The organism is Geodermatophilus sp. SYSU D01105, assembly GCF_054050095.1.
Genome location: NZ_JBJGYR010000007.1, coordinates 65842 through 90818, shown reverse-complemented (window position 1 = coordinate 90818; position 24977 = coordinate 65842). Strand labels below are relative to the sequence as shown.

Sequence of the window (24977 nt, the reverse complement as noted above, 5' to 3'; positions counted from 1 at the left end):
CAGGGCCCCGCCGCGAGCCTGCGAGTGGTGGGGGGCAGAGGGGTCCACCTTCACGCGGGGCGCTCGGCCTCCTGCGCACGGACGGCGTGGACCGCGTGGCCACCGAACTGCTGGCGCAGCGCGGCGACGGCCTTCATCGTCGGCGAGTCGGTCTGCCGGGAGGAGAACCGGGCGAACAGCGAGGCGGCGATCGCCGGCATCGGGACGGCGTTCTCGATGGCCTGCTCGACGGTCCAGCGGCCCTCGCCGGAGTCCTCCGCGTAGCCGGTGATCTTCTCCAGCGCCGGGTCCTCCTCCAGCGCGCGGACCAGCAGGTCCAGCAGCCAGGACCGGATGACCGTGCCCTGGGTCCAGGACTTCACGACGCCGGGCACGTCCTCGATGAGGTCGACGGCGGCCAGCAGCTCGTAGCCCTCGCCGTAGGCCTGCATCATCGCGTACTCGATGCCGTTGTGGACCATCTTCGAGAAGTGGCCCGCACCCACCGGGCCGGCGTGCACGAACCCGGCGCCCGGGAGCTCCTGGCCCGACTCGTCCTTGGGCGCGGGCGGCTTGAGCGCGTCGAAGACCGGCTGCACCTTGGCGACGTCGTCCTTGGTGCCGCCGACCATCAGCGCGTAGCCGTTCTCCAGGCCCCAGACCCCGCCGGAGACGCCGGCGTCGACGTAGCCGACGCCCTTCTCGCGGCACATCACGTCGTGGACCTGGTCGTCGGTGTACTTCGAGTTGCCGCCGTCGACGATCACGTCACCGGGGCTGAGCAGCTCGGCCAGCTCCTTGACCGTCGCCCGCGTCGGCTCGCCGGCCGGCACCATGACCCAGACCACGCGCGGCGCCTCCAGCGCCTCCACCAGCGCGGGCAGGCTGTCGACGTCCCGCTTCTCCGGGTGGTGGTCGAAACCGACGACCTCGTGGCCGGCGCGGCGCAACCGCTCGGCCATGTTGCCGCCCATCTTGCCCAGCCCGATCAGCCCCAGCTGCACGACGTCGTCCTCTCCTCGGGGGTCTCTCGGGACCCCATCGTGCTCGTCCGGTGCGTCCGCCGCGCGGCGGCCCCTCATCTCACCCGGGCAGCCGCACCGGCATGATCAGGTAGCGGTAGCTGCCCGGCCGCTCGGCCGGACGGGCCTCGCCCTCGCCCTCACCGTCGGCCGCCGGCTCCTCCACGCCGGAGAGGACGGCGGGCTTGAGCGGGCTGGTGAAGTCCATCCGGGCGCGGCCGGTGTGGACCGAGGCCAGCCCGTCGAGCAGGAACGTCGGGTTGAAGCCGATGGTCAGCGGCTCCCCGTCGAACTCGACGTCGCAGCGCTCCTCGGCCTGCCCCTCGTCGTCGGTGCCCCCGGCGCGCAGGGTGACCTGGCCCGGGGTGAACTCGCAGCGCAGCGGCGTGCCGCGCTCGGCGACCAGGGCCACGCGCTTGGCGGCGTCGGTGAACAGCCCGACCGGCAGCGTCGCGTTGGCCTGCGACTCGTTGGGCATGATCGCCCGGTACTTGACGAACTCCGCGTCGAGCAGCCGCGTGGTGGTCTGCCGGTCCTTCCCCGACAGGCCCAGGATCCCCTCGCCCGAGCCACTGGACGACAGCGAGATCGTGATCTCCGGTCCGCTGGTCAGGGTGCGGGCGGCGTCGGCCAGCGTGCGGGCGGGCACCAGCACCGCCGCCGAGAGCCCCGGGGTCTCCGGCCGCCAGGCGAACTCGCGCACCGCCAGCCGGTAGCGGTCGGTGGCGGCAAGGGTCACGAGGTCGTCCTCGATCTCCAGCCGGACACCGGTCAGCATCGGCAGGGTGTCGTCGCGACCGGCGGCGACGGCCACCTGCCCGACGGCCTCGGCGAAGACGTCGCTGTCGACCACACCGGCCGACGACGGCATGGCCGGCAGGGTCGGGTAGTCCTCCACCGGCAGCGTCGGCAGGCTGAACCGCGCGTTGCCGCAGGCGATGGACAGCCGCGGGCCCTCGGCGGTGATGTCGACCGGGTGCGGGGGCAGCGCGCGGGTGATCTCGGCGAGCAGCCGGCCCGGCACGAGGGTGCGACCGCTCTCGGTGGCCTGCACGTCGACCTCCGCGCGCGCGGAGACCTCGTAGTCGAAGCCGGAGACCGACAGCTGACTGCCGTCGACCTCCAGCAGGATCCCGGCCAGGACCGGCACCGACGGCCGGGGCGGGAGGCTGCGCGCCGTCCATGCGACCGCATCGGCGAGCACCTCACGTGCCACCCGGAACTTCATGACCTGACCCACCCCAGCTGTCGTCGTGTTCCTCCACTGCGGTGCTCATCGTGCCTTCTACGGGCGACAAGGGGGTAACCGCTGTCCCCCGGATGGACCGCTCCAGCCCCTCGAGCCGCAGCTTCCCCACCCTGAATGTGGTTCGAGAAAGCCTCGATCTCTCTCCCTCATCCTCGTCATCACTGGTGTGGAACCTGGGGATCCAGGCCGTTCCCGCAGGTCAGGGTCGAAGTCGACATGTTGGCCCGCTGTGGGTGGACGAGCGTCGGCTGTTGTCGACACGTGGACATCTCGACGGTCGTGCACACCCACCCCCGTCCGTCCACCTGCTGTCCCCCGGTCCGTCCCGTGCCCGTCCCCAGTTCGTACCCAGGCCCGCGGCCCCGGCGGGCGACGACCGCGCCCCCGACCAGCACAGATCCTGCATCCGTGCAGGTCAGGCGCCCGTCGCGGGAAATCACACGATCCCGGGGATCGGTCGTCGCGCCGGGCACGTCGTGACCGCCCGTGAGCAGTCGGCGTGAGATCTCCCCAACCTGTGCACATTCCTGGGGACAACTCATCGACGAGTCGACCGAGGTCACCGGTACGGGTGACCACCAGGCCGCCGTCCACGCGGGGACGGCGCACGCCCGCGTGCTCACAGGTCTGTGGACAAGTCGGCGCCATCTCCCCCGGAGCGGGGGCCGAGGTCCTGGCCGACGTGCCCAGCGGAGGAGACGTCAGGCCCAGCGCAGCCGGGGACGGCAGGCAGCCGAGCGTGGACCGGTCGCGGGCCCGGAGGGTCCCCGACCGGGACACGGGCAGCGGCTCGAGGCGACTGGGGAGCGGCCGTTGGCCGCGGTGCGGTCCGGAGGACCGCGACGTCACTGGCGCGCGCGGCTCTTGATGCGAGCGGTCAGCTCGGTGACCTGCGTGTACGTCGCCCGGCGCTCGCTCATCAGGTTGGTGATCTTCTTGACCGCGTGCATGACCGTGGTGTGGTCCTTGCCGCCGAAGGAGGCCCCGATCCGCGGCAGGGACAGCTCGGTGAGCTCCCGGCACAGGTACATCGCGATCTGCCGGGCGTTGACCAGCGTGCGGCTGCGGTTGGAGCCCTGCAGCTCCTCCATCGTCACGGAGAAGTACTCCGCCGTGGCGGCCATGATGATCGCGGCGGTGATCTGCGGGCCCTGCTCGTCGCTGATCAGGTCCTTGAGCACCAGCTCGGCCAGCGGCAGGTCGACCTGCTGCTTGTTCAACGACGCGAACGCGGTCACCCGGATCAGCGCGCCCTCGAGCTCGCGGATGTTGGTCTGCACCTTGCTGGCGATGAACTCGAGCACCGCGTCGGGCACCTGCAGTCGCTCGCCGTAGGCCTTCTTCCGCAGGATGGCGATGCGGGTCTCCAGGTCCGGCGCCTGGACGTCGGTGATCAGCCCCCACTCGAACCGGGTGCGCAGCCGGTCCTCCAGCGTCGTCAGCTTCTTCGGCGCGCGGTCGGAGGTGATGACGATCTGCTTGCTGGCGTTGTGCAGCGTGTTGAACGTGTGGAAGAACTCCTCCTGCGTCCGCTCGGCGCGCTCCAGGAACTGGATGTCGTCGATGAGCAGGAAGTCGATGTCCCGGTAACGCCGGCGGAAGTCCTCGGCCCGGCCGGAGTGCACCAGGTTGATGAACTCGTTGGTGAACTCCTCGGTGCTCACGTACCGCACCCGCACGTTGGGGAACATCCGCGCCGCGTAGTGGCCGATCGCGTGCAGCAGGTGGGTCTTGCCCAACCCGGAGTCGCCGTAGATGAACAGCGGGTTGTAGGCGCGGGCCGGCGCCTCGGCCACAGCCACCGCCGCGGCGTGGGCGAAGCGGTTGCTGTTGCCGATGACGAAACTGTCGAAGACGTACTTGGGGTTCAGCCCCGGGTCCTGGGCGCTGCCGGCGGGTGCGCGGCGGTCGCCGAACAGGGGGACGGCGTCGCCGCGGCCGGCGCCGGCACGGCCGTCGGCCCGTCGGCCCCGGCCGGCGGGGGGCGCCACCGCCTCGTCCTCCGGATCGCCGCCGGTGTCCAGGTCGAACGGCAGGACGGCGGCACCGTCGTCGGCGCCGCTGCCACCCCAGTCGCGCGACGCGCGCCCTCCACGGGCGGCGGCACGGCGGGCCGGCGGGCTCCAGTCGGTGGGTGCCCACTCCTCGTCGCGCTCCGCGGCCGGGGGCTCGGGGGCGACCGGCCGCTCCGCGGCGTCGCGCTCCCAGGTCAGCGGCGCGGTCACGTCGGTGCGCACGCCGAAGGCGCTGCGGCCGTCGTCGGTGCGGTCGCGGGTCTCCCGGTCCTCCTCGGCGCGCTGCGCCTCGACGGCCGCCCACGGACGGCGGGTCGGGACCTCCTCGCGCGGCGGTTCCGGCGCGGCCGGGGTGTCCTCCACCTGGACGGCGACGCGGATGTCGCGGCCCAGGTGCTCCGACAGCGCCTCGGCCAGCACCCGGCGCATCCGCGACTCGAGCACGGTCTGGGTGAACTCGTTGGGCGCCGACAGCACCGCGGTGTCCTCGAACACACCCACCGGGCGGGTCAGGTTCAGCATCGCGTTCTGCTGCGGGGACAGGCTCGTCGCCAGCCGCTCGCGGATTTGGTCCCAGACCGTCGCCAGGTCCACCGTGGCATCGGCCATGGCCGTGTCCTCCCCAAACCGTGTGTGCGTCGCCCCTGCCGCGACCGTCCCGCTGCCGGGGCTCCGTCGTCCCCCGGTCAGTCCCCCGTTGTGGACATCCGGACACACGGTGTCCACACCAGTGTCCACAGGCTGTGCACGACCAGTGACGAATTCGGCGGACATCCGATCGGGTGATCGGGCAGAGGCGTCGTCGCTGGTCAGGAGGTCGTACTGAGGGTGGTTCGGAGGGCGCGGTGGTCGGTCGACCCAGCGGGGCGGCCCCTGCGCCGGACTCGGGTGTCCGGTGTGGAGCGACGGCGACGCTAACAGCCTCGTCCACAGCCCGGCAACGACGCCGCCGCCGACCGGCGGTGTGCCCCGGCCCGTCTGGCCCGCGGCGTCCGGCGCGTCGCTGCCCTCCGCCGTCGGCCGTGGTGCAGCCTGACCCGTCGGACGCCGGACCGGGCCCTCCGGCAGGCTGCGATCCTCGGCTATGCTGGTGGGAGTCTGTGGACGGGGAGCCGGTTCCGCCGAGCTCCACCCGTCCCTCCGCGCGTGCCCGCCCACCGGTGGGTGCGCACCGTCGACGTCGTGTAGTGGGAGTACCTCGTGAGCAAGCGCACGTTCCAGCCGAACAACCGCCGCCGGTCCAAGACCCACGGTTTCCGGCTGCGGATGCGCACCCGCGCGGGCCGGGCGATCATCGCCGGCCGTCGGCGCAAGGGGCGCGAGAAGCTCTCCGCCTGAGGTGCTGCCCGCGCAGGCACGCCTGCGCCGGCGTCCGGAGTTCACCGCGGTCGTCCGGTCCGGCAGGCGCGCCGGACGGCCGACCATGGTGCTCCACTACCTCCCCGAACGGCCCGTGACCCCGACCCCCGGCGACTCCGGGACGGCCGGCGGTCCACGGGCCGGCTTCGTCGTGGGCAAGGCCGTGGGCAACTCCGTGGTCCGGCACCGCGTCACCCGGCGGCTGCGCGCGGTGGTCCTGGAGCAGCTGCACCGCCTGCCGCCCTCGGCCGACCTGGTCGTGCGTGCCCGGCCCGAGGCCGCGGCCGCCACCTCGGCGGACCTGCGCCGCGACCTGGCGGCGGGGCTGGACCGGGTCCTCGCCCAGCGGGCCCGCACCTCGTGACCGCCGTCCCCGGCACCTCCGGTCCCGACTCCCCCGCCGAGCGCGGGCGGGTCGGCCGGGCGCTGCTGGCCGCGGTGGGCTTCTACCAGCGGGCGATCAGCCCGGCCCTGCCCCCGCGCTGCCGCTTCGCCCCCACGTGCAGTGCCTACGCCGCCGAGGCGATCGCGGTGCACGGCGCCGGCCGCGGAACCTGGCTGGCGCTGCGGCGGTTGCTCAAGTGCGCGCCCTGGCACCCCGGTGGGTTCGACCCGGTGCCACCGGCGCGCACGGCACCCACCACATCAGACCGAGCTCACCCTCCGGCACCCCGCCGGGCCGCGCAGCAGGAGGCTGGCGTTGCTTGACTGGCTCTACACCGCCATCTCCTGGGTCATGGCCCGGTGGCACGCGCTGTTCTCCACGTTCCTGGACCCGGCCGGCGGCATCACCTGGGCGCTGTCGATCATCTTCCTGGTCGTCACCGTCCGGCTGATCCTCTTCCCGCTGTTCGTCAAGCAGGTCAAGTCGCAGCGGGCGATGCAGGAGATCCAGCCGGAGATCCAGCGGCTGCGGAAGCAGTACGGCAGCGACAAGCAGGGCTTCAGCCAGGCGATGATGGCGCTGCAGAAGGAGCGCGGGGTCAACCCGCTGGCCGGCTGCCTGCCGATCCTGCCGCAGATCCCGGTGTTCCTCTCGCTCTTCCACGTCCTGCGCCGGCTGGCCCCGGGCGCTCCGGGGCTCTACAGCTGGGACGACACCCTCACCGACCAGGCGGCGTCCGCCGACCTGTTCGGGGCGCCGATCTCGTCCTCGTTCACCATGAGCGGGGCGAAGGCGGAGGCGATCCTGGCCCTGCCCGGTGTGGGGCAGCTCAACATCCGCGTCGTCGCGTTCGTGCTCATCGTGATCATGTGCACGACCACCTACGTCACGCAGAAGCAGACGATGAAGCGGTCCGGCCCGGTCGAGGGCCAGGCCGCCACGGTGCAGAAGCTGCTGCTCTACGGCATGCCGATCAGCCTCTTCGTGACCGGCTTCTTCTTCCCGATCGGCGTCCTCCTGTACTGGATGACGAACAACCTGTGGACGCTGGGGCAGCAGTTCTTCATCCTGCGCAAGCTGCCCCCGCCCGGTTCCGATGCCGCCAAGGCCAAGGCCGCCGCCGACAAGCCGGCGATCGACCCGAAGGCCCTCGCGCCCAAGCCCGGTGCCAAGCCGGTGCGGCCGAAGCCCGGCCGGCCCGCGTCGCCCGCGTCGACGGTCGACCCCGCGAACCCCACGGGTGACACGACGCCGGTCGACGGCGTGCAGCCCCCCGGGGCCACGGCCGCCGGCTCCAACGGCCAGCCCCCGGGCGGCGGCAAGGGCACGGGCAGCCGGCCGCGCAGCACCGGCGCGCGGGGCGGGAGCCAGGGCCCGGCCAACCGGGGGAAGCGCAAGCGCCGCTGACACCGCCGGCGTCCGCTGCGGACGCCCGCCGGCCATCGACCACCGGGGAAGCCCGGACGCCTGCACCAACTGGGAGGAATCGCGATGAGCGCCCCGCAGCACCCCACTGACACGGCCGGGACCGCCGCCACGGCGGAGGCCACCTCCGGCGCCGTCCTCAGCCCGGTGCCGGATGCGGCCGCCGGACCGGCCCAGCCCGACCTCCCCGACGAGGGTGCCGAGGGCGCGGACGCGGTGCTCGAGCCCACCGACGACGCGGACACCGACGACGCGGACGACCTGCTCGTCCGCGAGGGTGACGTGGCCGGCGACTACCTCGAGCGGCTGCTGGACATCTTGGACGTCGACGGCGACATCGACCTGGACGTGGAGGGCGACCGGGCCTCCGTCGCGATCGTCGGCGGCGACCTGCGTGACCTCGTCGGGTCCGACGGCGCGGTGCTGGAGGCGCTGCAGGAACTGACCCGCCTGGCCGTGGCCCAGTCGACCGGGGTCCGCAGCCGGCTGATGCTCGACATCGGCGGCTACCGGGCCAAGCGCCGGGCCGACCTCACCTCGCTGGCGGCCGAGACGGCCCGCCGGGTGGCGCAGAGCCGGCAGCCCGAGCGGCTGGCCGCGATGAACCCGTTCGAGCGCAAGGTCGTCCACGACGTCATCGCGGGCATGTCCGGGGTGCGCAGCGAGTCCGAGGGCGAGGAGCCGAACCGCCGGGTCGTCGTCCTGCCCGATCGGTGACCGACGCCGCCACTCCCGACGCCGGCGCCCCAGCGGTCCCGCCGGCCCCTCCCGTCGCGCGATCCGTCTTCGGCGACGGGCTCGCCGACGCCGAGCGCTACGTGGCCCGGCTGGCCACCGACGGCGTCGTCCGCGGCCTGATCGGCCCGCGAGAGGTGCCCCGGCTGTGGGAGCGGCACGTGCTCAACAGTGCCGCGGTGGCCGAGGCCGTCCCCGCGGGCGCCCGGGTGGTGGACGTCGGCAGCGGAGCCGGTCTGCCGGGCATCCCCCTGGCGCTGGCCCGGCCGGACATCGGGCTCACGCTCGTCGAGCCCATGGCGCGGCGGGTGGAGTTCCTCGAGGAGGTCGTCGCCGAGCTCGGCGTCCCGTGGCGGGTGGTCCGCGGCCGGGCCGAGGAGCGCTCCGTGCGGGCGGCCGTCGGCCCGGTCGACGTCGTCACCGCGCGGGCGGTCGCCGCCCTCCCCCGGCTGGTCTCCTGGTGCCGTGGGCTGCTGCGGCCCGGCGCCCAGCTCGTGGCGCTCGTCGGCGCCCGCGCGGTCGCCGAACTGCCGGCGATGGTGCCCCAGCTGGAGTCCGCGGGGATGAGGGAGGTCCACGTGCGGGCTGTCGGTGCCGAGCTCGGCGAGGCTGCCACTACCGTGGTGGTCATGACCCGTGGGCCGCGGTGACCCGTCCGGGCACCTGTTCCACGTGGAACCCGTACAACTCCCCGCTCCCGTTCCACGTGAAACGGATGGGCAGGAAGGACCCGAGATGACCGACCCGGGCCAGCGGCTGCGGGGCGCCCTCGCCGCCGACCAGGCTGGCAGCTCCGGAGCGGACTTCGACAGCCCGATCGCGATGGAGGCGCTGCGCGCCACCCGCGTGCTGCACGCGGCCAACCAGGAGCCGTTCCCGGCCCCCGGCCGGATCCGGGTCATCACCATCGCCAACCAGAAGGGCGGCGTCGGCAAGACCACCTCGTCGGTGAACCTGGGCGTGGCGCTGGCGCTCTACGGGCTGCGGACGCTGGTCATCGACCTCGACCCGCAGGGCAACACCAGCACCGCCCTGGGTGTCGAGCACACCGTGGGGACGCCGTCGGTGTACGACGCCCTGGTCGGGGACAGCTCGCTGTCGGAGGTCGTGCACCCCACGACGGCCAGCCCGCTGCTGCAGTGCGTCCCCGCGACGATCGACCTCGCCGGTGCGGAGATCGAGCTGGTCTCCGTCGTGGCCCGCGAGTACCGGCTGCGCCGGGCTATCGAGGCCTACCTCGAGGTCCTCCCGGTGGAGCAGCGCCCGCACTACGTGCTCATCGACTGCCCGCCGTCACTGGGGCTGCTCACGCTGAACGCGCTGGTGGCCGGCGACGAGGTCCTCATCCCGATCCAGTGCGAGTACTACGCGCTCGAGGGGCTGGGGCAGCTGCTCAACAACATCGACCTCGTCCGCCAGCACCTCAACCCCGGCATCGCGGTCCGGACCATCCTGCTGACGATGTACGACGCCCGGACCAAGCTCGCCGACCAGGTCGCCGAGGAGGTCCGCAACCACTTCGGGGACCTGGTGCTCGACGCGGTGATCCCCCGCAACGTGCGGGTGTCGGAGGCGCCGGGCTACGGGCAGTCGGTGCTCACCTACGACCCGGGCTCGCGCGGCTCGACCAGCTACGTCGAGGCCGCCCGCGAGCTCGCCGAGCGGGGCGTGTCCCTGCCGCCGCTGACCTCGCGCACCGGGCCGGGGACGCCCGCCCCTCCCCCCGCCGCGACGTCCCTGGCCTTCGCCGACACCGACGCGGCCACCGTGCCCGTCCCCCCGTCCCGTCCTGAGGAGTGAGCATGTCCAAGCGTGGTGGCCTCGGCCGGGGGCTCGCGGCGCTGATCCCCACCAGCGCCCCGGTCGAGCAGCCGACGCTGCCCGAGACCGACGGCGGACAGCGGCCGGAGGGCGCCGCGCCCGCCGCCCCGGCGGAGCCCCCCGCCGCTCCCCCGGTGCACCTGCTGCCCCCGGCGGCGGAGGCGGCCGCGACGGTGGCCCGCCAGGTGGAGGAGGCCGTCGGTGTCCCGGGCGCGCAGCTGCGGGAGGTCGCCGTCGCCGACGTCGTCCCCAACCCCAAGCAGCCCCGCCAGGTCTTCGACGACGAGGCGCTGGAGGAGCTCACGCACTCCGTGCGGGAGTTCGGTCTCCTGCAGCCGATCGTCGTGCGCGAGCGCAGCGAGGGCGGCTACGAGCTCATCATGGGCGAGCGCCGGCTGCGGGCCGCGCGCGCGGCCGAGCTGGAGACCGTGCCGGCCATCATCCGGGACACCACGGACGACGCCCTGCTGCGCGACGCCCTGCTGGAGAACATCCACCGGGTCCAGCTGAACCCGCTGGAGGAGGCCGCGGCCTACCAGCAGCTGCTGGAGGAGTTCGGCGCCACCCACGAGGAGCTGGCGCAGCGGATCGGCCGCAGCCGCTCGCAGGTCACCAACACCATCCGGCTGCTCAAGCTGCCGGTGAAGGTGCAGACCCGCGTGGCGGCCGGCGTGATCTCCGCGGGTCACGCCCGCGCGCTGCTCGGGCTGGCCGACGCGCAGGCGCAGGAGGCCCTGGCCACCCGGGTCGTCGCCGAGGGGATGTCGGTGCGGGCCACCGAGGAGGCCGTCGCCCTCGCCGCGGCCGAGGAGCCGGCCGCCAAGCGCCGGACCCGGCGGATCAGCGCTCCCGGTGTGGAGGACCTCGCCGGGCGGCTGTCGGACGCCTTCGAGACCAAGGTCAAGATCCAGATCGGCCGCGCCAAGGGCCGCATCGTCGTCGAGTTCGGGTCGGTCGACGACCTGCAGCGGATCATCAGCCAGATGGCCCCGGACATCAGCGGGCGCCGGACCGAGGACTGACGGGAGGACCGCGAAGGCCGGGTTCCGTCACTGACGGAACCCGGCCTTCGCGGTCTGTGCCTAGCGGGGGGTGGTGGCCCGGCGGCTCAGCAGCTGGGCGAGGACGTCGCCCAGCGAGTGACCGGCCGCCTCGACGGCCATCGGGAACATCGACGTCTCGGTGAGCCCCGGCGAGACGTTCACCTCGAGGAAGTGCACCTGGCCGTCAGGGGTGACGATGGCGTCGGTGCGGGACAGGTCGGCCAGTCCGAGCACCCGGTGCACCTGGACGGCCAGCGCCGCGGCCGTCGCCGCGACCTCGTCGGGGACCCGGGCGGGGGCGTGGTACTCGGTGAGACCCGGGGTGTAGCGGGAGGTGTAGTCGAAGACACCGGACTCGGGGGAGATCTCCACGGCCGGCAGCGCCTCCGGGCCCCGGCCCAGGTCGACCACGGACAGGGCCAGCTCCACGCCCTCGACGAACCGCTCCACCAGCACGGTGTCCCCGTAGGCGAAGCAGCTCACCATGGCGGCGGGCAGGTCCTCGACGCGGGTGACCTTCTGCGCGCCCAGGGCCGACCCTCCCGACGCGGGCTTGACCATCAAGGGCAGGCCCAGGCGGGCGACGATGAGGTCCAGGACCGCGCCGGCACCGAGCTCCCGGAAGGTGCTGTGCGGCAGCGCCACCCAGTCCGGCGTCGTCAGGCCCGCGGACCGGACGACGGACTTGGCGGCGGGCTTGTCCCACGCCAGCCGGCACGCCGCGGCCGGGGAGCCGACGTAGGGGACGCCGGCCAGGTCGAGGACCGCGCGCAGCGCGCCGTCCTCCCCGGTGGCCCCGTGCAGTGCGATGAAGACGGCGTCGGCCGGTGCGGCGGCCAGGCCGGGCAGCAGCTCGGCGTCGGCGTCGCGCAGCTCGGCGTCCACCCCGACGCGGGTCAGCTCCTCCCAGACCTGCGTGCCCGAGGACAGGCTCACCTCGCGCTCGAAGGCCAGGCCGCCCGCCAGCACGACCGCGCGCAGCGGGTGGCGGGACTCCACGGGCTCCGCGGCGGGGGCGGCAGCCGGCTCGCTCATGCGCGTCCGTCCTCGTAGGTGTCGCTGTTGGCGGGGCCGACCACGTTCTCGGCCGTGTGGTTGGGGCGGGCCACGGCGCGGAAGGAGCCGGTGTCCACCGCGCCGAAGGTGGAGTGCAGGTCCAGCTCGGCCTCGATGACCCGGGCCAGCCGGCGGACGCCCTCCCGGATCTGGTCGGGCTCGGGGTAGCAGTACGACAGCCGCATGTACTCCTTGCCCGCGCCGTCGGCGTAGAAGCCGATGCCGGGCACGTAGGCGACGTGCGCGTTGACCGCGCGCGGCTGCATGAGCTTGGCGTCCAGACCGTGCGGCAGCTTCAGCCACACGTAGAAGCCGCCGTCGGGCCGGGTCCAGGTGGTGCCGGCGGGCATCAGCTGCTCGAGGGACTCCAGCGTGGCGTCCCGCCGCTCGCGGTAGAGCTCGACGAAGTGCTTGATCTGCTCGCGCCAGGGCTGGGTGTCCAGGTACCGGGCGACGGCGTACTGGGTGAGCGAGGGCGGGCAGAGCACCTGCGCCTCGGTGGCCAGCACCAGCTTCTCCCGGACGGCCAGCGGCGCGAGCACCCAGCCGACCCGCAGGCCCGGGGAGAAGGTCTTGGAGAACGAGCCGAGGTAGACCACCCGGCGGCTGTCGCGGGCGCGCAGGGCGCGCATCGGGTCGCGGTCGAAGCCGAGCAGCCCGTAGGGGTTGTCCTCGATGACGAGCAGGTCGTAGCGCTCGGCGATCTCCATGACCGCCTCGCGGCGCGGCTCGGAGAGGGTCACGCCGGCCGGGTTGTGGTAGTTCGGCACCGTGTAGAGGAACTTCACCCGGTCGCCGTTGGCCCGGCACTCGATGAGCGCCTGCTCCAGCGCCTCGGGGATCAGCCCGTCGTCGTCCATCGGGACGTGCCGGACCCGCGCCTCGGCGGCCTGGAAGACCCCCAGCGCGCCGACGTAGGACGGCCCCTCGGCGAGGACGACATCACCCGGGTCGCAGAACACCCGGGTGACCAGGTCCAGCCCCTGCTGGGACCCGACGGTGACCACGACCTCGCTGGGCGAGGCGTCGGTGATGCCCTCCAGCGCCATGACGTCGCAGATCCGCTCGCGCAGCCGCGGATCGCCCTGGCCGGAGCCGTACTGCAGCGTCTGCGCGCCCATGCCCGAGACCAGCTCGCCGATCATCGAGCCGACCGCGTCCAGCGGCAGGGCGGTGACCGCCGGCATGCCGCCGGCGAGCGACACGACCTCGGGCCGGCTGACGACGGAGAACAGCGCACGGATCTCGGAGGTCTTCATCCCGTGCGTGCGTGCTGCGTACCGGTCCGCCAGGGGGTCCAGCCGCGGGTGGCGCGGCGCCGGGTGGGGGTTCACACCGGGGCCCGGGGGCGTGCCGGGCGGGAGGGAGGCCACCTGTCGAGTGTAGGGAGCCGCTCCCCCGGGCCCGCCGGGGACACGTCGACTGTGACGGAAGGGTCCGCTGAGGGCGCTCGGCCCGCGCCGACCGAGAGCGCCGGGGTCATGGCCGCGGTGTCGTCCGGGAGGACCGGTGTCACCGCCCTCAGACCCGGGCGGGGAGGACGAACGTGCCGGTGGGCGGGTCGGCCTCGGCAGGCAGGAACAGCCGCTGGACGGCGGCCACCACGGCGCTGGCGACCGTGCTGCGCAGCCGGGCGTCGAGCAGCAGCAGCCGGTCGACCGGGTGGGAGAGGTAGCCGCAGTCGATCCGCACCGCGGGCATCTTCGTCATCCGCAGCAGGTCCCAGGTCTTGGGGTGCGACCCCAGGTCCAGCATGCCGGTGCGCGCGACGATCTCCCGGCGGGCCAGGTTGGCGAACTGCTCCCCGACGGTGGACGACGCCCCCGAGCCGGTGCCGTAGTGGTAGCTGGCCACCCCGCGGGCGTGCTCGGAGGAGTACGCGTCCAGGTGCAGGGAGAGGAACAGGTCGGCGCGGGCGTCGTTGGCGAACCGGGTCCGCTCGGCCGCGGTGGGATTCTGCTCGCGGCCGCGGGTCAGGTACACCGTGGCGCCGGCGGCGGCGAGCTGGCCCTCGATCCGCGAGGCGAGGTCGAGCACCAGGTCGGCCTCGGTCGTCTCGCCCGAGGTGACGCCGGGGTCGGACCCGCCGTGGCCGGGGTCGACGACGATCCGCCGGCCGATCAGGTGGGGACCGCTCTCCACGAAGCTCGCACTCTGCCGCAGCAGCTGCGGCCGGCCGCCGGTGACCTTGCGGCCCAGCTGGCGCAGCGCCCGCAGCGTGGCCGGGCCGCAGGTGCCGTCGGCGGTCAGGCCGTAGTCCCGCTGGAAGGCGCGCAGCCCCGACTCGGTCTCCGCACCGAAGACGCCGTCCACCGGGCCGGCGTCGTAGCCGAGCTCGTGCAGCCGGTCCTGCAGGTTGGTGACGTCGTCCCCGCGGATCGGCCGCTCGGGGTCGTGGTGCAGCAGCCGGTCGCCCAGGGACCAGCGGGCCTCCGACAGTGCGCGGTAGGTCTCCTCCCCCACGCGGCCGTCCACGGTGAGCCCGCGGACCTGCTGGAAGTGCCGGACGGCGAGCTCGGTGGAGGGGTCGTAGACCGCCTGCTCCAGCGGTTCCTCCTCGGCGGCACCGTTCGCGGCGGGCAGCAGCCCCAGCGTGCGCAGGGCGGCGTGCACGTCGGCCACGGCGGGGCCGCGGTCCCCCGGCCCCAGTGGGTGCATGCGGCTGTCGGTTCCCATCGTGCGTCGATTGTCGTCCCCGCACGCCGTCCCGGCCCAGCGGGGGCGCACGGCGGCTCCGCTGGGCCGGGCCCGGGACGCGCCAGGGCCTCCCCGGCACGCGGCCGGGGAGGCCCTGGATCAGGTCGTGCAGCCACGTCCCGGAGGACGGGCCTCGCTCAGATGTAGTCGGCGAGGTCGGAGAGGATCGCGCCCTTCGGCTTGGCCCCGATGATGCTCTTCACCGGCTTGCCGCCCTGGAAGACCGTCATCGTCGGGATCGACATGACCTGGTAGTCACGCGCGATCTGCGGGTTCTCGTCGATGTTGAGCTTCGCGATCGTCAGCTTGTCGCCGTGCTCGGCGGCGATCTCCTCGAGGACCGGAGCGACCATCTTGCACGGGCCGCACCACTCCGCCCAGAAGTCGACGAGCACGGGCTTGTCGCTGCCCAGCACGTCGTCGGCGAAGGTGGCGTCGGTGACCGTCACGGTGTTGCCTGCCATGGTCGTTCTCCTCGTGGTTCGAGTGGCTCGAGTGCTGCCGGGTGCAACCGGCACGGTGGTGCATCTATGCCCGGGTCGGGGCGCCCCGGTGCACGGGCCGGGGTCGGTCGTCAGCGCTCGTGGAACTTCTCGGCCAGGAAGCGCTCGGCGTCGATGGCCGCCGAGGCGCCGGTCCCGGCCGAGGTGATGGCCTGGCGGTAGATGTGGTCCACCACGTCACCGCAGGCGAAGACGCCGTCGATGTTGGTCCTGGTGGTCGGGTGCTCGACCTGGATGTAGCCCTCGTCGTCCAGCTTCAGCTGACCGGCGAACAGCTCGCTGCGGGGGTCGTGGCCGATGGCGACGAACACGCCGGTGACGGGCACCTCCTCGGAGGCCCCGGTCTCGACGTCGGTGAGCCGGACGCCGGAGACGGTGTCCTCGCCGAGCACGTCGCTGACCGTCTTGCCCAGCGCCCAGCGGATCTTCTCGTTGTCCTGCGCGCGCTGCTGCATGATCTTGGAGGCGCGCAGCTCCTGCCGGCGGTGCACGACGGTCACGGTCTTGGCGAAGCGGGTGAGGAAGGTGGCCTCCTCCATCGCGGAGTCACCGCCACCGACGACGACGATGTCCTGGTCGCGGAAGAAGAAGCCGTCGCAGGTCGCGCAGGCGGAGACACCGCGGCCGAGCAGCCGGGCCTCGTTGTCCAGGCCCAGGTACCGGTACTTGGAGCCGGTCGCGACGATGACCGCGTGGGCGCGGTGCACCTCGTCGCCGACCTTGACGATCTTGGGCTCGGCGGTGAGGTCGACCTCGGTGACGTCGCGGGCCACCAGCTCGGCGCCGAAGCGCTCGGCCTGGGTGCGCATGTCGTCCATGAGCTGCGGGCCCTGGATGCCCTCGGCGAAGCCGGGGAAGTTCTCCACCTCGGTGGTGGTCATGAGCGCGCCACCGAACTGGGAGCCCTCGAACACCAGCGGGTGGAGGTTCGCGCGGGCGGCGTAGATCGCGGCGGTGTACCCCGCCGGGCCCGACCCGATGATGATCAGGTCGCGGACGCCGTCGTGCTCCGCCGGCGGGATGGCAGGGTTCCCCTCGGTGGTCAAGGCGGGTCCAGGGGTCGGGTGGTCTGTGGTCACGGGCGGCACAACGAGGATGGTAGGGGCCGAATTCCCCCGTCAGCGGGCCCGCGCTCCCCCCGGACGGAGGGTGTCGCTCACCCCGCGGGGCGCAGCTCCACCTCGGCGACGTCGGCCGAGAAACCGTCCCCCGAGGACACCAGCCCCGTGACCCACACCAGCACGTACCGGGAGGTCACCGGGGCGTCGAAGGTGAGGTCGGTGCTCTCCTCCAGCTCGCCGGAGGCCTGCACCGGGAAGTCGTCGAGCGCACCGTCGGGCGAGCCGCCGGTGCGGACCTCGACGGTGGCACCGGGCGTGTTGGTGGTGAGCGTGACCCCCGCCAGGGCCTGCTCCGAGCCGAGGTCGTAGACGACGCCGACGCCGTCCTTGAGGTTGCCGAAGTCGGCCGAGCCCCGGTACTCCAGGGTCGACCACGCGGTGGCCGGGTCGCCGTCGTAGGAGAGCGGGACGTCGTCGGTGTTCTCTGGCTCGCCGTCCCCGAACGGGTCGAACACCGTCGCGGAGCTGATGGTGGCGGCCGTGGTGTCCTCGGCCGGCGCCTCCTCCGCGGCCGGGGCGGTGCCGGCGGGAGAGGGCGCCGACGGGCTGTCGGTCTCGCCCACGGAGCCGGCGACCGACAGCACGCTGGAGCCGAACCACCAGGCGAGCGCGACCACGACGGCGAGGGTGACGACCACCAGGCCGCCGACCAGCAGCCGACGGCGCCCGGGCCGCGGCTCGTCGTCGGCCAGGGCCTCGTCCGCGGGCTCGTCGTCGTCGTCCACCCCGAACCCGCCCGACAGCGGGAACAGGTCCTCGTCGGCGTCGTCGGCGGGCGGGCCGGGCACCGGCGGGCGGCCCGAGGGGTCCAGGCGGCGGGCGCCGGAGCGCGAGGCGTCCATCGTCGGCGCCGGGTCGACCGCGACGTCGTCCTCGTCCCGGCGCTCGCGCAGGCGGCGCAGCCAGCCGCTGTCGGTCTCGTCGGGACCGCGCAGCGGCTCCGACGGGTGCGTGCCGCGCGGCCGCTCGGCCAGCAGCGAGGCCATCGCCGCGACGCTGGACAGGCCGGCGCCGGGTTCGGTGGACCGGGCGCGGCGGACCAGCGCGGCGAGGTCGGGGGCCATCGCGGGGGTCCGGCCGGGGACGACGGTGTCACCGGAGCGGCTTCCGGTGAGGCAGTACTCCAGCAGCTCGCCGAGCGCGGTGATGTCGCCCTGCATGGTGCCGCTGGCAGCGGGGACCGCCCGCAGGCCGACCAGTCCGTTGGGCCGCAGGACGACGGTGTCCGGGGTGATGCCGCCGACGGCGAGCCCGACGCGGTGGGCCTCGGCGACCCCCTCGGCCAGCCGCCGCAGCACGGTGCGGACCTCGCGGTCGGGCATCGGGCCCTCGGCGAGGCGCTCACCGAGGGTCTGTCCCTCGATCCACTCGTTGACGACGTAGGCGGCGCTGTCGTTGCCCGACCCGCTGCCCTCCGCGGCGTCGTAGACCATCGCCAGTGCGGGGGTCGCCAGGCCGCCGGCGGTGAGCGCGCGGGTGATCCACTCGCGGGCCGCCTGGCCGCCGGGGGCGTGCACCCGGATGGCGACGTCGCGGTTGAGGATGCGGTCCTTGGCACGCCAGCAGCGGATGACGCCGGTGGCGGTGGTCTCGGGGGCGCCGACCTCGTCGAGGGGGCGGTAGCGGTCGGGGAGGCCGGTGGCCGTGGACGTCATCGACGCGGCCGACCCCCTGTTCGCTCCGGGCCGGTGGCTCGGGTGCCCCGGCGGTGGCGCCGCCGCGCTGCTCACCCGCGCCCCAGCCGGGCCCTGACGGCTGCCAGGGGCTCACGGGTCTCCGGAACTCGAGCGAGCACGATCCCTACCAGAGCCGCGACGCCGATCACCACGGTACCGATCAGCAGGGTGCCGAGCGAGCCCCCCACCGACGTCCCCAGAGCGTCGTCGGTCACGCGGACGACGACCCACCCGACCAGCGCCGCCACGGCCGACGCGGCGGCGACCCGCAGGACCGTCCCCAGCGTGCCGGCAGCGCCCAGCCCGCCCAGCCGCCGGCTCAGCGCGACGTGCCCGAGCACCCAGCCGGCCACGTACGTGACGCTGGTGACCAGCATCAGCCCGGCCACCACGTGCTCCGGGTCGACGACGACGGGGACCAGCAGCAGGAGCGGCACCCGGACGGCGACCATCCCGAGCTGGAGCAGCGTCGGCGTCCGGGCGTCCTTCATCGCGTAGAACACCCGCAGCTGCAGCAGGGTCACCGCCATCGGCAGCAGCCCGAACGCGCCGACGGCGAGGGCCACGCCGATGGCCCGCGCGTCCTCGACGCTGGTGTTGCCGCGGGCGAAGGCGACGGTGGCCAGGGCCGGGCCGAGCACGGTCAGCGCCGCGGCCACCGGTAGCAGGCCCAGCGCGGAGAGGCGGGTGCCCAGGGAGAGGTCCTGCACCACGCCCGGGACGTCGGAGCGGGCGGCGGCACGGCTCATCCGCGGCAGGAGCGCGGTGAGCAGGGCGACACCGATGATCCCGTAGGGCATCTGGAACAGCAGGCTCGCGATCGCGAAGGCGCTCGAACCGAGGCCGTCCTCGCGGCCGGCCTCGTTGGCGACCCGGGTGGCGACGACGACACCGATCTGGCTGATCGCCACGTAGCCGATCACCCACAGCCCCAGGCCGCCCACCTCCCGCAGGCCGGTCTGCCGCAGGTTCCACCGGGGACGCAGCGGGACGCCGGCCCGGCGCAGCAGCGGCAGCAGCACGAGTGCCTGCAGCGCGATGCCCAGCGTCGTGCCGACGGCGAGCAGCCAGACCTGGCCGTCGGTGATGGTGACCGGGGTGAGCTCGCCCGGCCCGCTCCCGGCGACGAACAGCAGGCCGGTGGCGATCACGACCACGTTGTTGAGCACCGGCGCCCAGGCCGGCGGCCCGAACACCCCGCGGGCGTTGAGGATGGCCTGGGCGAGCGCTCCCAGCCCGTAGAACACGATCTCCAGCAGCAGGATCCGCGCCAGCCAGTTGGCCAGCCGCACCTGCTCCGGGTCGCCGTGGATCCCGTAGAGCGAGGTCAGCAGCGGAGCGGCCGCGATGGCCACCGCCGTCACCCCGAGCAGGCCGACCAGCGCGACGGTGGACAGCCGCTGCGCGTAGCGGACGCCGCCGTCGGCGTCGCGCTCCTGGGCGTGCACGAGCAGCGGCACGACCACCGAGGTCAGGACGCCGCCCAGAAGCAGCTCATAGACGATGTTGGGCAGCGTGTTGGCGGTGTTGTAGGCGTCGTTGACCAGACCCACGCCCAGCGCCGCCGCCAGCACCATGGTGCGCAGCAGGCCGGTCACCCGGGAGACCAGCGTCGCGACCGCCATCGTGCCCGCGGCGCGCAGGATGCCGCGGCTGGCACCCGGCGCGCCCTCGCGGGCCTCGACCTCCTCGTCGGTCTCGTCGACCCGGCGGGGCACCGCCGGCAGCACCGGGATGAGCTGGGTGTCGTCGGGACCGGGGACGAACCGGCCGCGGGGCCGCGGCGGCGGGACCGGCGGCAGCGGCCGCGACCGCCCGGGGGGTCGGACGGTGGGCCGTGACGCGGCGGGCCGGGCCTGCTCCGGCACGCGCGGACCGTCGGCCGGCACCGCCCGGGGCACCTGGGGGTAGGGCGGCGGGGGCAGCGGCAGCGCGGGCGTGGCCGGGCCGGGCACGGGCGGCGGGCCGGCGGCCGGTGGTGCGGCGGCCGGCGGTGCGGCGGCCGGCGGTGCGGCGGCCGGCGGGGTCCCCCGGTCGCGGGTGGTCCCCCCGAACGGGGCCTCCCGGTGGGGCGGGGCCTCCCGGTCGCGGGCCGCCTCCCCGTCTCGGGTCGTCTCCCGGTCGGCGAGGCCGCGGTCGGGCGGGGGGACCGGAGGCAGGGGGATCCGGCGCTGCTGCTCGCCGACGGGACGGTCGGTGCTCACACGGGGCTCCGCGTCGGTGGCAGCGGCACGGGGGCAGCGGCGTCCTGCGGCGTCCCGCGGCGGCGGCGCAGCAGGAACAGCACCAGGCGGCGCAGGAACAGCAGCCCCAGGAGGGCGGCCGCGCCGATGGTGATCAGCAGCGAGATCGACCCGTAGGCGGTGCTCTTGACCTGCAGCTCCACCGGCTCACCGAGCGGCCCGCCGTCCGGCGTGGTCAGCGTGGCGACGACGCTGAAGCGGCCGGACTGGCGCACCTCGGCGGGCACCTGCAGCGTCGTCCGCTGCTCGGGGGCGAGCACCTGCGCGCCGACGTCGCCCACGGTGAGGGCGCTGCCGCGGGTCTGCACCTGCAGCTGCACGCGCACGGCGAAGGGCAGGTCGTTGCGCACGGTGAGCACCAGCGGGGCGTCGCTGGAGGCGAGGCTGTAGGTGCCGTCGGCCGGGGAGAGCAGGGTGACCTGCCCGCGCAGCCCGGACAGGGTCGAGCGGAGGTCGGTGGCGGCCGCGCCGAAGGCCTCCGGGTCGTCCCGCCACGCCGCGGACGTGGTCCGCGACACGGCGGCGTCGTAGGGGGCCATCGCCGCGCCGACGTCCTCGACGACGGCGCCGGCCAGGTCGTCGCGGATGTCCACCGCGGCGGCGACCTCGGCCAGGCCCCCGGCGGCCAGGCCGCCCGGCTCGGCCGGCGGGACCAGCTCACCGGTCGCCGCGACCGGCCCGTCGTCGAGCTGGGACACCGTCGCCGGGCGCAGCCACGGCAGCTGCGCCGCGGCGGCGATGATCGAGCTCATGCCCGCCGGGTCGACGTCGACCTCGCGCGGCGGCGCGACCAGCACGGTCTGGCCGGCGCCCGGGTCCCCGCCGGTGCGCAGGCCCAGCAGGGCCAGCTCGGCGAGGTAGCGCTGCTCGGCGACGCGGGTGCCCCCGGGTGAGCTCGCGGCCGCGCCGACGAGCCCGCTGAGCCCGCTGTCGGCGACCAGCGCGTCGACCGCGCCGTCCTCGGCCGGCACCGTCGTCCGGGCCGCCGCGCCGGCGCCGTCCAGGCCGAGCGCCGCGGACCCCTGCGACAGTCCGCTGGGCGAGAGCACCACCTCGTCGACACCCCCGGCGCGGAGGGTGGCGAGGGTGTCGGCACGCAGCGAGCCGCCGACCGCCCAGGCCAGGTCGGTGCGGGGCTCGACCCCCAGGGCCTCGCGGAGCACCTCCGCGCCGGCGCCGGTGGTGGCGTCCTCGTCCTCCTCCGCCGCGGGGCCGGTGGCCTCGGTGGTCTCCGCCGTGGGGGTGGGGGCGTCGGGGTCGTCCCGGGCGGTGCCGTCCGGCGTCCCGGGGAGGCTGCGGGTGACGACGTCGCCCAGTCCGGCCGCGGTGAGGGCGTCGGCGTCGACGTCGCCGTAGGGCAGCGCGACCACCGGGTGGTCGGCGGCGAGCGCCCGCAGCCGGTCGAGGAACGCCGCGGCGTCCTCCGTGCCCTCCCCGGCGTCCTCCTGACCGGCCACGTCGTAGGGGCCGCCGGCCATCAGCTCGAGCTCCTCGACCAGGGCGGGGTCCACGGCGAGGGTCACCCGCACCACCGGTGCCGGTGCGCTCCCCTCCGCGGCCGCGGACTCGGGCAGGCGCTCGACGGCCGCCAGCGCCCGGTCCAGCCGGCCCCCGGAGGCCACCTCCTCGGCCAGGCCGTCATCGGTGAACCGGCCGGCGGCGTCGCGATGCGTGCGCTCCACCAGGGGCCACAGCCACGCGACGCCGACCGGGGCCGCCGGCTGCGCCGGGGGCTGCACGAGGAACGTCGACACCTCACCCACGCGCCGGCGCTCCCCGTCGGCGGTCGCGCCGTTGAGGTTGAGCAGCACCGGGTAGACGCCGTCCCGGTCGATGCCCAGCTCGCCGGTGTTCGTGGTGAGGCCGAACGACAGCGACTCCCCGGGCTCGAGCTCCCCCGGCACCTCCTGGAAGGGCGTGGCGACGGCGACCGCCGGGTCGCTCTCGGTGTCTGCTGCCTGCAGCTGGCCGCGGGTGGCGAGCAGTTCCCCGCGCTGCAGCCGGACGTCGAGGTCGGTCAGCGTCTCGGTGCCGGTGTTGGTGAGCGTCCCGGTGATGGTGACCGTCGCGCCGGCCACGAGGGTGCGCGGCTCGAGGCGGGTGACGTCGACCTGGACCGGGCGGGCGGGGTCGCTGACGTCGTCCTCGGCCGCCGGCTCCGGTTCGCCCGGGGCGGCTCCGGCGGTCGGGACGGCGAGCCCGAGCAGCGGTGCGGTGAGCAGCGTGGCGAGGGTGGCGCACACCGTCGTCCGGCGGGCGCGGGCTCTCGCGCGACCGGGGCTGCCGGACCGGCCGCCGGCGCTCCCGGCAGCCGTCCGGGTCACGTCAGCTCCCCGCCGGCGCCGGTCCATCCGGGAGCGTGGCCCGTGCGGGTGGCCTCCCAGCCGGTCACGCGCTGTCGGCGAGGAGCGCGGGTGCCCGTTCGACCAGGGCCCGCTCGTCGGCGTAGGCGAGCCGCTCGCTCAGCTCGTCGAGAGGCACCCAGGCGACCTCGGTCACCTCGATGTCGGCGTCGGACAGGGCCCCACCGATGGCGCGGAGCAGGAAGTGGTGCACGGTCTTGTGCACGCGCCGGCCGTCGGCGACGAACCAGAAGTCGATGATCCCCAGCGGGGCGACGACCTCACCGATGATGCCGGTCTCCTCGGCGACCTCCCGGACGGCGGTGTCCTCCGGGGTCTCGCCCTCCTCGATGTGCCCCTTGGGCAGGGACCAGAGCAGCCGGCCGCGGCGGTCGGTGCGCCCGATGAGGGCGGCACGCGGCCCCGTGATGGGGTCGTCGGCCACCACCAGGCCCCCGGCGGAGGTCTCGTCCACCCGCCGCAACCGGCGGCCGGGGCGCCCTCGCCCGCCCGTCCCAGCCATGTCAGGAGGGTAGCGCGCGTCGGGCGACGACTCAGGGAGCATCGCAGCGGGGAGCGAGCGACCGCGGCCGCACCGCAGGGGGTCCTCCCCCGGTGCGCGGAGCCGGACGGGTGCCGGTCGGGCGCGCCACTACGCTGGATCGTCGTGTCCGGTCAGCCCTCGAGTCCTGGTGACGATGCCGTTCCCCCCGCCGTGCAGGAGACGGTGCGCGCGCTCGTCGACGTCTCGCCCGTCCTGACCCGGCTCGGGCAGCGGTTCACCGACGCCGGGTTCGAGATCCACCTCGTCGGTGGCTCGGTGCGCGACGCGCTGCTGGCGGCCGGGTCGGGCGCCGCGCGCGTGCCCGGCGACCTGGACCTCACCACCGATGCCCGGCCGGTCGAGGTGCTGCGGCTGCTCCGCGGGTTCGCCAGTTCCACGTGGAACACCGGCATCGCCTTCGGCACCGTCGGGGCCGAGGTGGACGGCGTCCGGCTGGAGATCACGACCTTCCGCGCCGACCGCTACGACCGGGAGTCACGCAACCCCGAGGTGGCCTGGGGGGACTCGCTCGTCGACGACCTGGCCCGGCGCGACTTCACCGTCAACGCGATGGCGGTCTCGCTCGGTCCCGACCGCACCGTCACCGACCCCCATGGCGGGCTCGGCGACCTGCTGGCGAAGCGGCTGCGGACCCCCGGGGCGGCCGCCGACTCCTTCGCCGACGACCCGCTGCGGATGCTGCGCGCGGTGCGCTTCGTCGCCCAGCTGGAGCTGACGCCGTCCGAGGACGTGGTCGAGGCGATGACGGCGATGTCCGGCGAGCTGGCCCGGATCACGCCGGAGCGGGTGCAGGTGGAGCTGTCCAAGACCCTGCTGCAGGACCGTCCCCGCGCGGCGCTGGAGCTGTTCGTGTCGACCGGGCTGGCCGACGTCGTCCTGCCCGAGCTGCCCGCGCTGCGGATGGAGATCGACGAGCACCACCAGCACAAGGACGTCTACACCCACTCGCTCACCGTGCTCGACCAGGCGATCGCGCTGGAGAAGGCCGATCCGGACGCCGAGTCGCCGGACCTCGTGCTGCGGCTGGCCGCGCTGCTGCACGACGTCGGCAAGCCGGCCACCCGGCGGCACGAGCCGCGGGGGCGGGTCTCCTTCCACCACCACGAGGTGGTCGGCGCGAAGCTGGTGCGCAAGCGGCTGACCGCGCTGCGCTACCCGAAGGACGTCGTGGAGGCGGTCGCCCGGCTGACCTTCCTGCACCTGCGGTTCCACGGCTACGGCCGCGGCGAGTGGACCGACTCCGCGGTCCGCCGGTACGTCACCGACGCCGGCGACCTGCTGCCGCGGCTGCACAAGCTCGTGCGCTCCGACAGCACGACCCGCAACAAGCGCCGGGCGGCGGCGCTGTCGGCCACGTACGACTCGCTGGAGCGGCGGATCGCCGAGCTCTCGGCGGCGGAGGACCTCGCCCGCGTGCGCCCCGACCTCGACGGGAACGCGATCATGGCGATCCTGGGCATCCCGCCGGGCCGGGAGGTCGGCGAGGCGTGGACGTTCCTCAAGGACCTGCGGCTGGAGCGCGGCCCGCTGGAACCCGAGGAGGCCGAGGCCGAGCTCCGCGCCTGGTGGGCCGCCCGGCACTGACGGCCCGTCACGCAGCGGCGGCGGAGTACCACGGAGTGGGAGGTGCGCCCCTCCCACTCCCCTGCGGAGCCGCGCCTGTGGACAGTCGTCGGAGCAGGTGTGGCGTCGGTCAGGGTCGGGTCATGCGCTCGGACCGGACCACGGTGGCTCACCGTCG

General features: G+C 74.6%; 21 protein-coding genes. 9 read left to right on the top strand and 12 right to left on the bottom strand.

The window, feature by feature from the left end; translation table 11 throughout:
- Positions 1 to 50: 50 nt before the first annotated feature.
- From gnd to dnaA, 3 genes are all read right to left on the bottom strand, one after another.
- Positions 51 to 983, bottom strand: coding sequence for a phosphogluconate dehydrogenase (NAD(+)-dependent, decarboxylating) (gnd, locus tag ACI79I_RS08415; RefSeq protein ID WP_456991858.1), 933 nt, complete (start codon positions 981 to 983; stop codon positions 51 to 53).
- 79 nt (positions 984 to 1062) lie between these two features.
- Positions 1063 to 2229, bottom strand: a complete 1167-nt coding sequence (dnaN, locus tag ACI79I_RS08410; RefSeq protein WP_456991857.1) for a DNA polymerase III subunit beta — start codon at positions 2227 to 2229, stop codon at positions 1063 to 1065.
- An 866-nt stretch (positions 2230 to 3095) separates the two neighbouring features.
- Entirely contained in the window at positions 3096 to 4874 is a 1779-nt protein-coding gene (gene dnaA, locus ACI79I_RS08405) for a chromosomal replication initiator protein DnaA (protein ID WP_456991856.1), read from the bottom strand.
- Positions 4875 to 5465: 591 nt separating this feature from the next.
- Between dnaA and rpmH the strand changes: the two genes are divergently transcribed.
- The 8 genes from rpmH (at position 5466) to ACI79I_RS08365 (ending at position 11012) form a co-directional block, all read left to right on the top strand.
- Positions 5466 to 5603, top strand: a complete 138-nt coding sequence (gene rpmH / locus ACI79I_RS08400; protein WP_089305879.1) for a 50S ribosomal protein L34 — start codon at positions 5466 to 5468, stop codon at positions 5601 to 5603.
- A gap of 1 nt (position 5604) precedes the next feature.
- Positions 5605 to 5988, top strand: a complete 384-nt coding sequence (gene rnpA, locus ACI79I_RS08395; RefSeq protein ID WP_456991855.1) for a ribonuclease P protein component — start codon at positions 5605 to 5607, stop codon at positions 5986 to 5988.
- Positions 5985 to 6332, top strand: coding sequence for a membrane protein insertion efficiency factor YidD (gene yidD / locus ACI79I_RS08390; RefSeq protein ID WP_456991853.1), 348 nt, complete (start codon positions 5985 to 5987; stop codon positions 6330 to 6332). The genes rnpA and yidD overlap by 4 nt, the downstream gene beginning before the upstream one ends.
- Entirely contained in the window at positions 6325 to 7416 is a 1092-nt protein-coding gene (gene yidC / locus ACI79I_RS08385) for a membrane protein insertase YidC (RefSeq protein WP_456991852.1), read from the top strand. Before yidD ends, yidC begins: the two co-directional genes overlap by 8 nt.
- Before the next feature lie 84 nt (positions 7417 to 7500).
- A complete protein-coding gene (locus tag ACI79I_RS08380; RefSeq protein ID WP_456991851.1) occupies positions 7501 to 8151 on the top strand; it encodes a Jag family protein in 651 nt (216 codons plus the stop codon).
- Complete coding sequence (gene rsmG / locus ACI79I_RS08375; RefSeq protein WP_456991850.1) at positions 8148 to 8819, top strand: 16S rRNA (guanine(527)-N(7))-methyltransferase RsmG; 672 nt, start codon at positions 8148 to 8150, stop codon at positions 8817 to 8819. Before ACI79I_RS08380 ends, rsmG begins: the two co-directional genes overlap by 4 nt.
- A gap of 85 nt (positions 8820 to 8904) precedes the next feature.
- Positions 8905 to 9969, top strand: coding sequence for a ParA family protein (locus ACI79I_RS08370; protein WP_456991849.1), 1065 nt, complete (start codon positions 8905 to 8907; stop codon positions 9967 to 9969).
- 2 nt (positions 9970 to 9971) lie between these two features.
- A complete protein-coding gene (locus ACI79I_RS08365) occupies positions 9972 to 11012 on the top strand; it encodes a ParB/RepB/Spo0J family partition protein (protein ID WP_456991848.1) in 1041 nt (346 codons plus the stop codon).
- Between the two features lie 60 nt (positions 11013 to 11072).
- Here the strand turns inward: ACI79I_RS08365 and ACI79I_RS08360 are convergent, their stop codons facing one another.
- The 9 genes from ACI79I_RS08360 to ACI79I_RS08320 form a co-directional block, all read right to left on the bottom strand.
- Positions 11073 to 12068, bottom strand: coding sequence for a D-alanine--D-alanine ligase family protein (locus tag ACI79I_RS08360; RefSeq protein ID WP_456991847.1), 996 nt, complete (start codon positions 12066 to 12068; stop codon positions 11073 to 11075).
- Positions 12065 to 13348 (bottom strand): aminotransferase-like domain-containing protein, encoded by a 1284-nt coding sequence (locus ACI79I_RS08355; protein ID WP_456991846.1) that lies wholly within the window; start codon positions 13346 to 13348, stop codon positions 12065 to 12067. Before ACI79I_RS08355 ends, ACI79I_RS08360 begins: the two co-directional genes overlap by 4 nt.
- Before the next feature lie 262 nt (positions 13349 to 13610).
- A complete protein-coding gene (locus tag ACI79I_RS08350; protein WP_456991845.1) occupies positions 13611 to 14765 on the bottom strand; it encodes an N-acetylmuramoyl-L-alanine amidase in 1155 nt (384 codons plus the stop codon).
- Positions 14766 to 14923: 158 nt separating this feature from the next.
- Positions 14924 to 15250, bottom strand: coding sequence for a thioredoxin (trxA, locus tag ACI79I_RS08345; protein ID WP_091220964.1), 327 nt, complete (start codon positions 15248 to 15250; stop codon positions 14924 to 14926).
- 110 nt (positions 15251 to 15360) lie between these two features.
- Positions 15361 to 16335 (bottom strand): thioredoxin-disulfide reductase, encoded by a 975-nt coding sequence (gene trxB, locus ACI79I_RS08340; RefSeq protein ID WP_456991844.1) that lies wholly within the window; start codon positions 16333 to 16335, stop codon positions 15361 to 15363.
- Between the two features lie 110 nt (positions 16336 to 16445).
- Positions 16446 to 18065 carry a hypothetical protein gene (locus ACI79I_RS08335; RefSeq protein WP_456991843.1) on the bottom strand — a complete coding sequence of 540 codons (1620 nt, stop codon included), beginning with the start codon at positions 18063 to 18065 and terminating at the stop codon, positions 16446 to 16448.
- 71 nt (positions 18066 to 18136) lie between these two features.
- The gene (murJ, locus tag ACI79I_RS08330; protein WP_456991842.1) at positions 18137 to 20290 is read right to left on the bottom strand and encodes a murein biosynthesis integral membrane protein MurJ; all 2154 of its coding nucleotides are present in this window, start codon (positions 20288 to 20290) and stop codon (positions 18137 to 18139) included.
- Entirely contained in the window at positions 20287 to 22653 is a 2367-nt protein-coding gene (locus ACI79I_RS08325) for a DUF6049 family protein (RefSeq protein ID WP_456991841.1), read from the bottom strand. Before ACI79I_RS08325 ends, murJ begins: the two co-directional genes overlap by 4 nt.
- 64 nt (positions 22654 to 22717) lie before the next feature.
- Positions 22718 to 23194: an NUDIX hydrolase gene (locus tag ACI79I_RS08320; protein ID WP_456906508.1), complete on the bottom strand. Its 477-nt coding sequence runs from the start codon at positions 23192 to 23194 to the stop codon at positions 22718 to 22720.
- A gap of 204 nt (positions 23195 to 23398) precedes the next feature.
- Here ACI79I_RS08320 and ACI79I_RS08315 point away from each other — a divergent pair, with 204 nt between their 5' ends.
- A complete protein-coding gene (locus tag ACI79I_RS08315; RefSeq protein ID WP_456991840.1) occupies positions 23399 to 24820 on the top strand; it encodes a CCA tRNA nucleotidyltransferase in 1422 nt (473 codons plus the stop codon).
- Positions 24821 to 24977 lie beyond the last annotated feature (157 nt).

Excerpts from the sequence above, each read along its gene's own strand:
- dnaN (WP_456991857.1), bottom strand. The coding sequence starts at position 2,229 with ATGAAGTTCCGGGTGGCACGTGAGGTGCTCGCCGATGCGGTCGCATGG.
- dnaA (WP_456991856.1), bottom strand. The coding sequence starts at position 4,874 with ATGGCCGATGCCACGGTGGACCTGGCGACGGTCTGGGACCAAATCCGC.
- ACI79I_RS08380 (WP_456991851.1), top strand. The coding sequence starts at position 7,501 with ATGAGCGCCCCGCAGCACCCCACTGACACGGCCGGGACCGCCGCCACG.
- ACI79I_RS08370 (WP_456991849.1), top strand. The coding sequence starts at position 8,905 with ATGACCGACCCGGGCCAGCGGCTGCGGGGCGCCCTCGCCGCCGACCAG.
- ACI79I_RS08365 (WP_456991848.1), top strand. The coding sequence starts at position 9,972 with ATGTCCAAGCGTGGTGGCCTCGGCCGGGGGCTCGCGGCGCTGATCCCC.
- ACI79I_RS08360 (WP_456991847.1), bottom strand. The coding sequence starts at position 12,068 with ATGAGCGAGCCGGCTGCCGCCCCCGCCGCGGAGCCCGTGGAGTCCCGC.
- ACI79I_RS08355 (WP_456991846.1), bottom strand. The coding sequence starts at position 13,348 with ATGAAGACCTCCGAGATCCGTGCGCTGTTCTCCGTCGTCAGCCGGCCC.
- ACI79I_RS08350 (WP_456991845.1), bottom strand. The coding sequence starts at position 14,765 with ATGGGAACCGACAGCCGCATGCACCCACTGGGGCCGGGGGACCGCGGC.
- trxA (WP_091220964.1), bottom strand. The coding sequence starts at position 15,250 with ATGGCAGGCAACACCGTGACGGTCACCGACGCCACCTTCGCCGACGAC.
- ACI79I_RS08335 (WP_456991843.1), bottom strand. The coding sequence starts at position 18,065 with ATGACGTCCACGGCCACCGGCCTCCCCGACCGCTACCGCCCCCTCGAC.
- ACI79I_RS08320 (WP_456906508.1), bottom strand. The coding sequence starts at position 23,194 with ATGGCTGGGACGGGCGGGCGAGGGCGCCCCGGCCGCCGGTTGCGGCGG.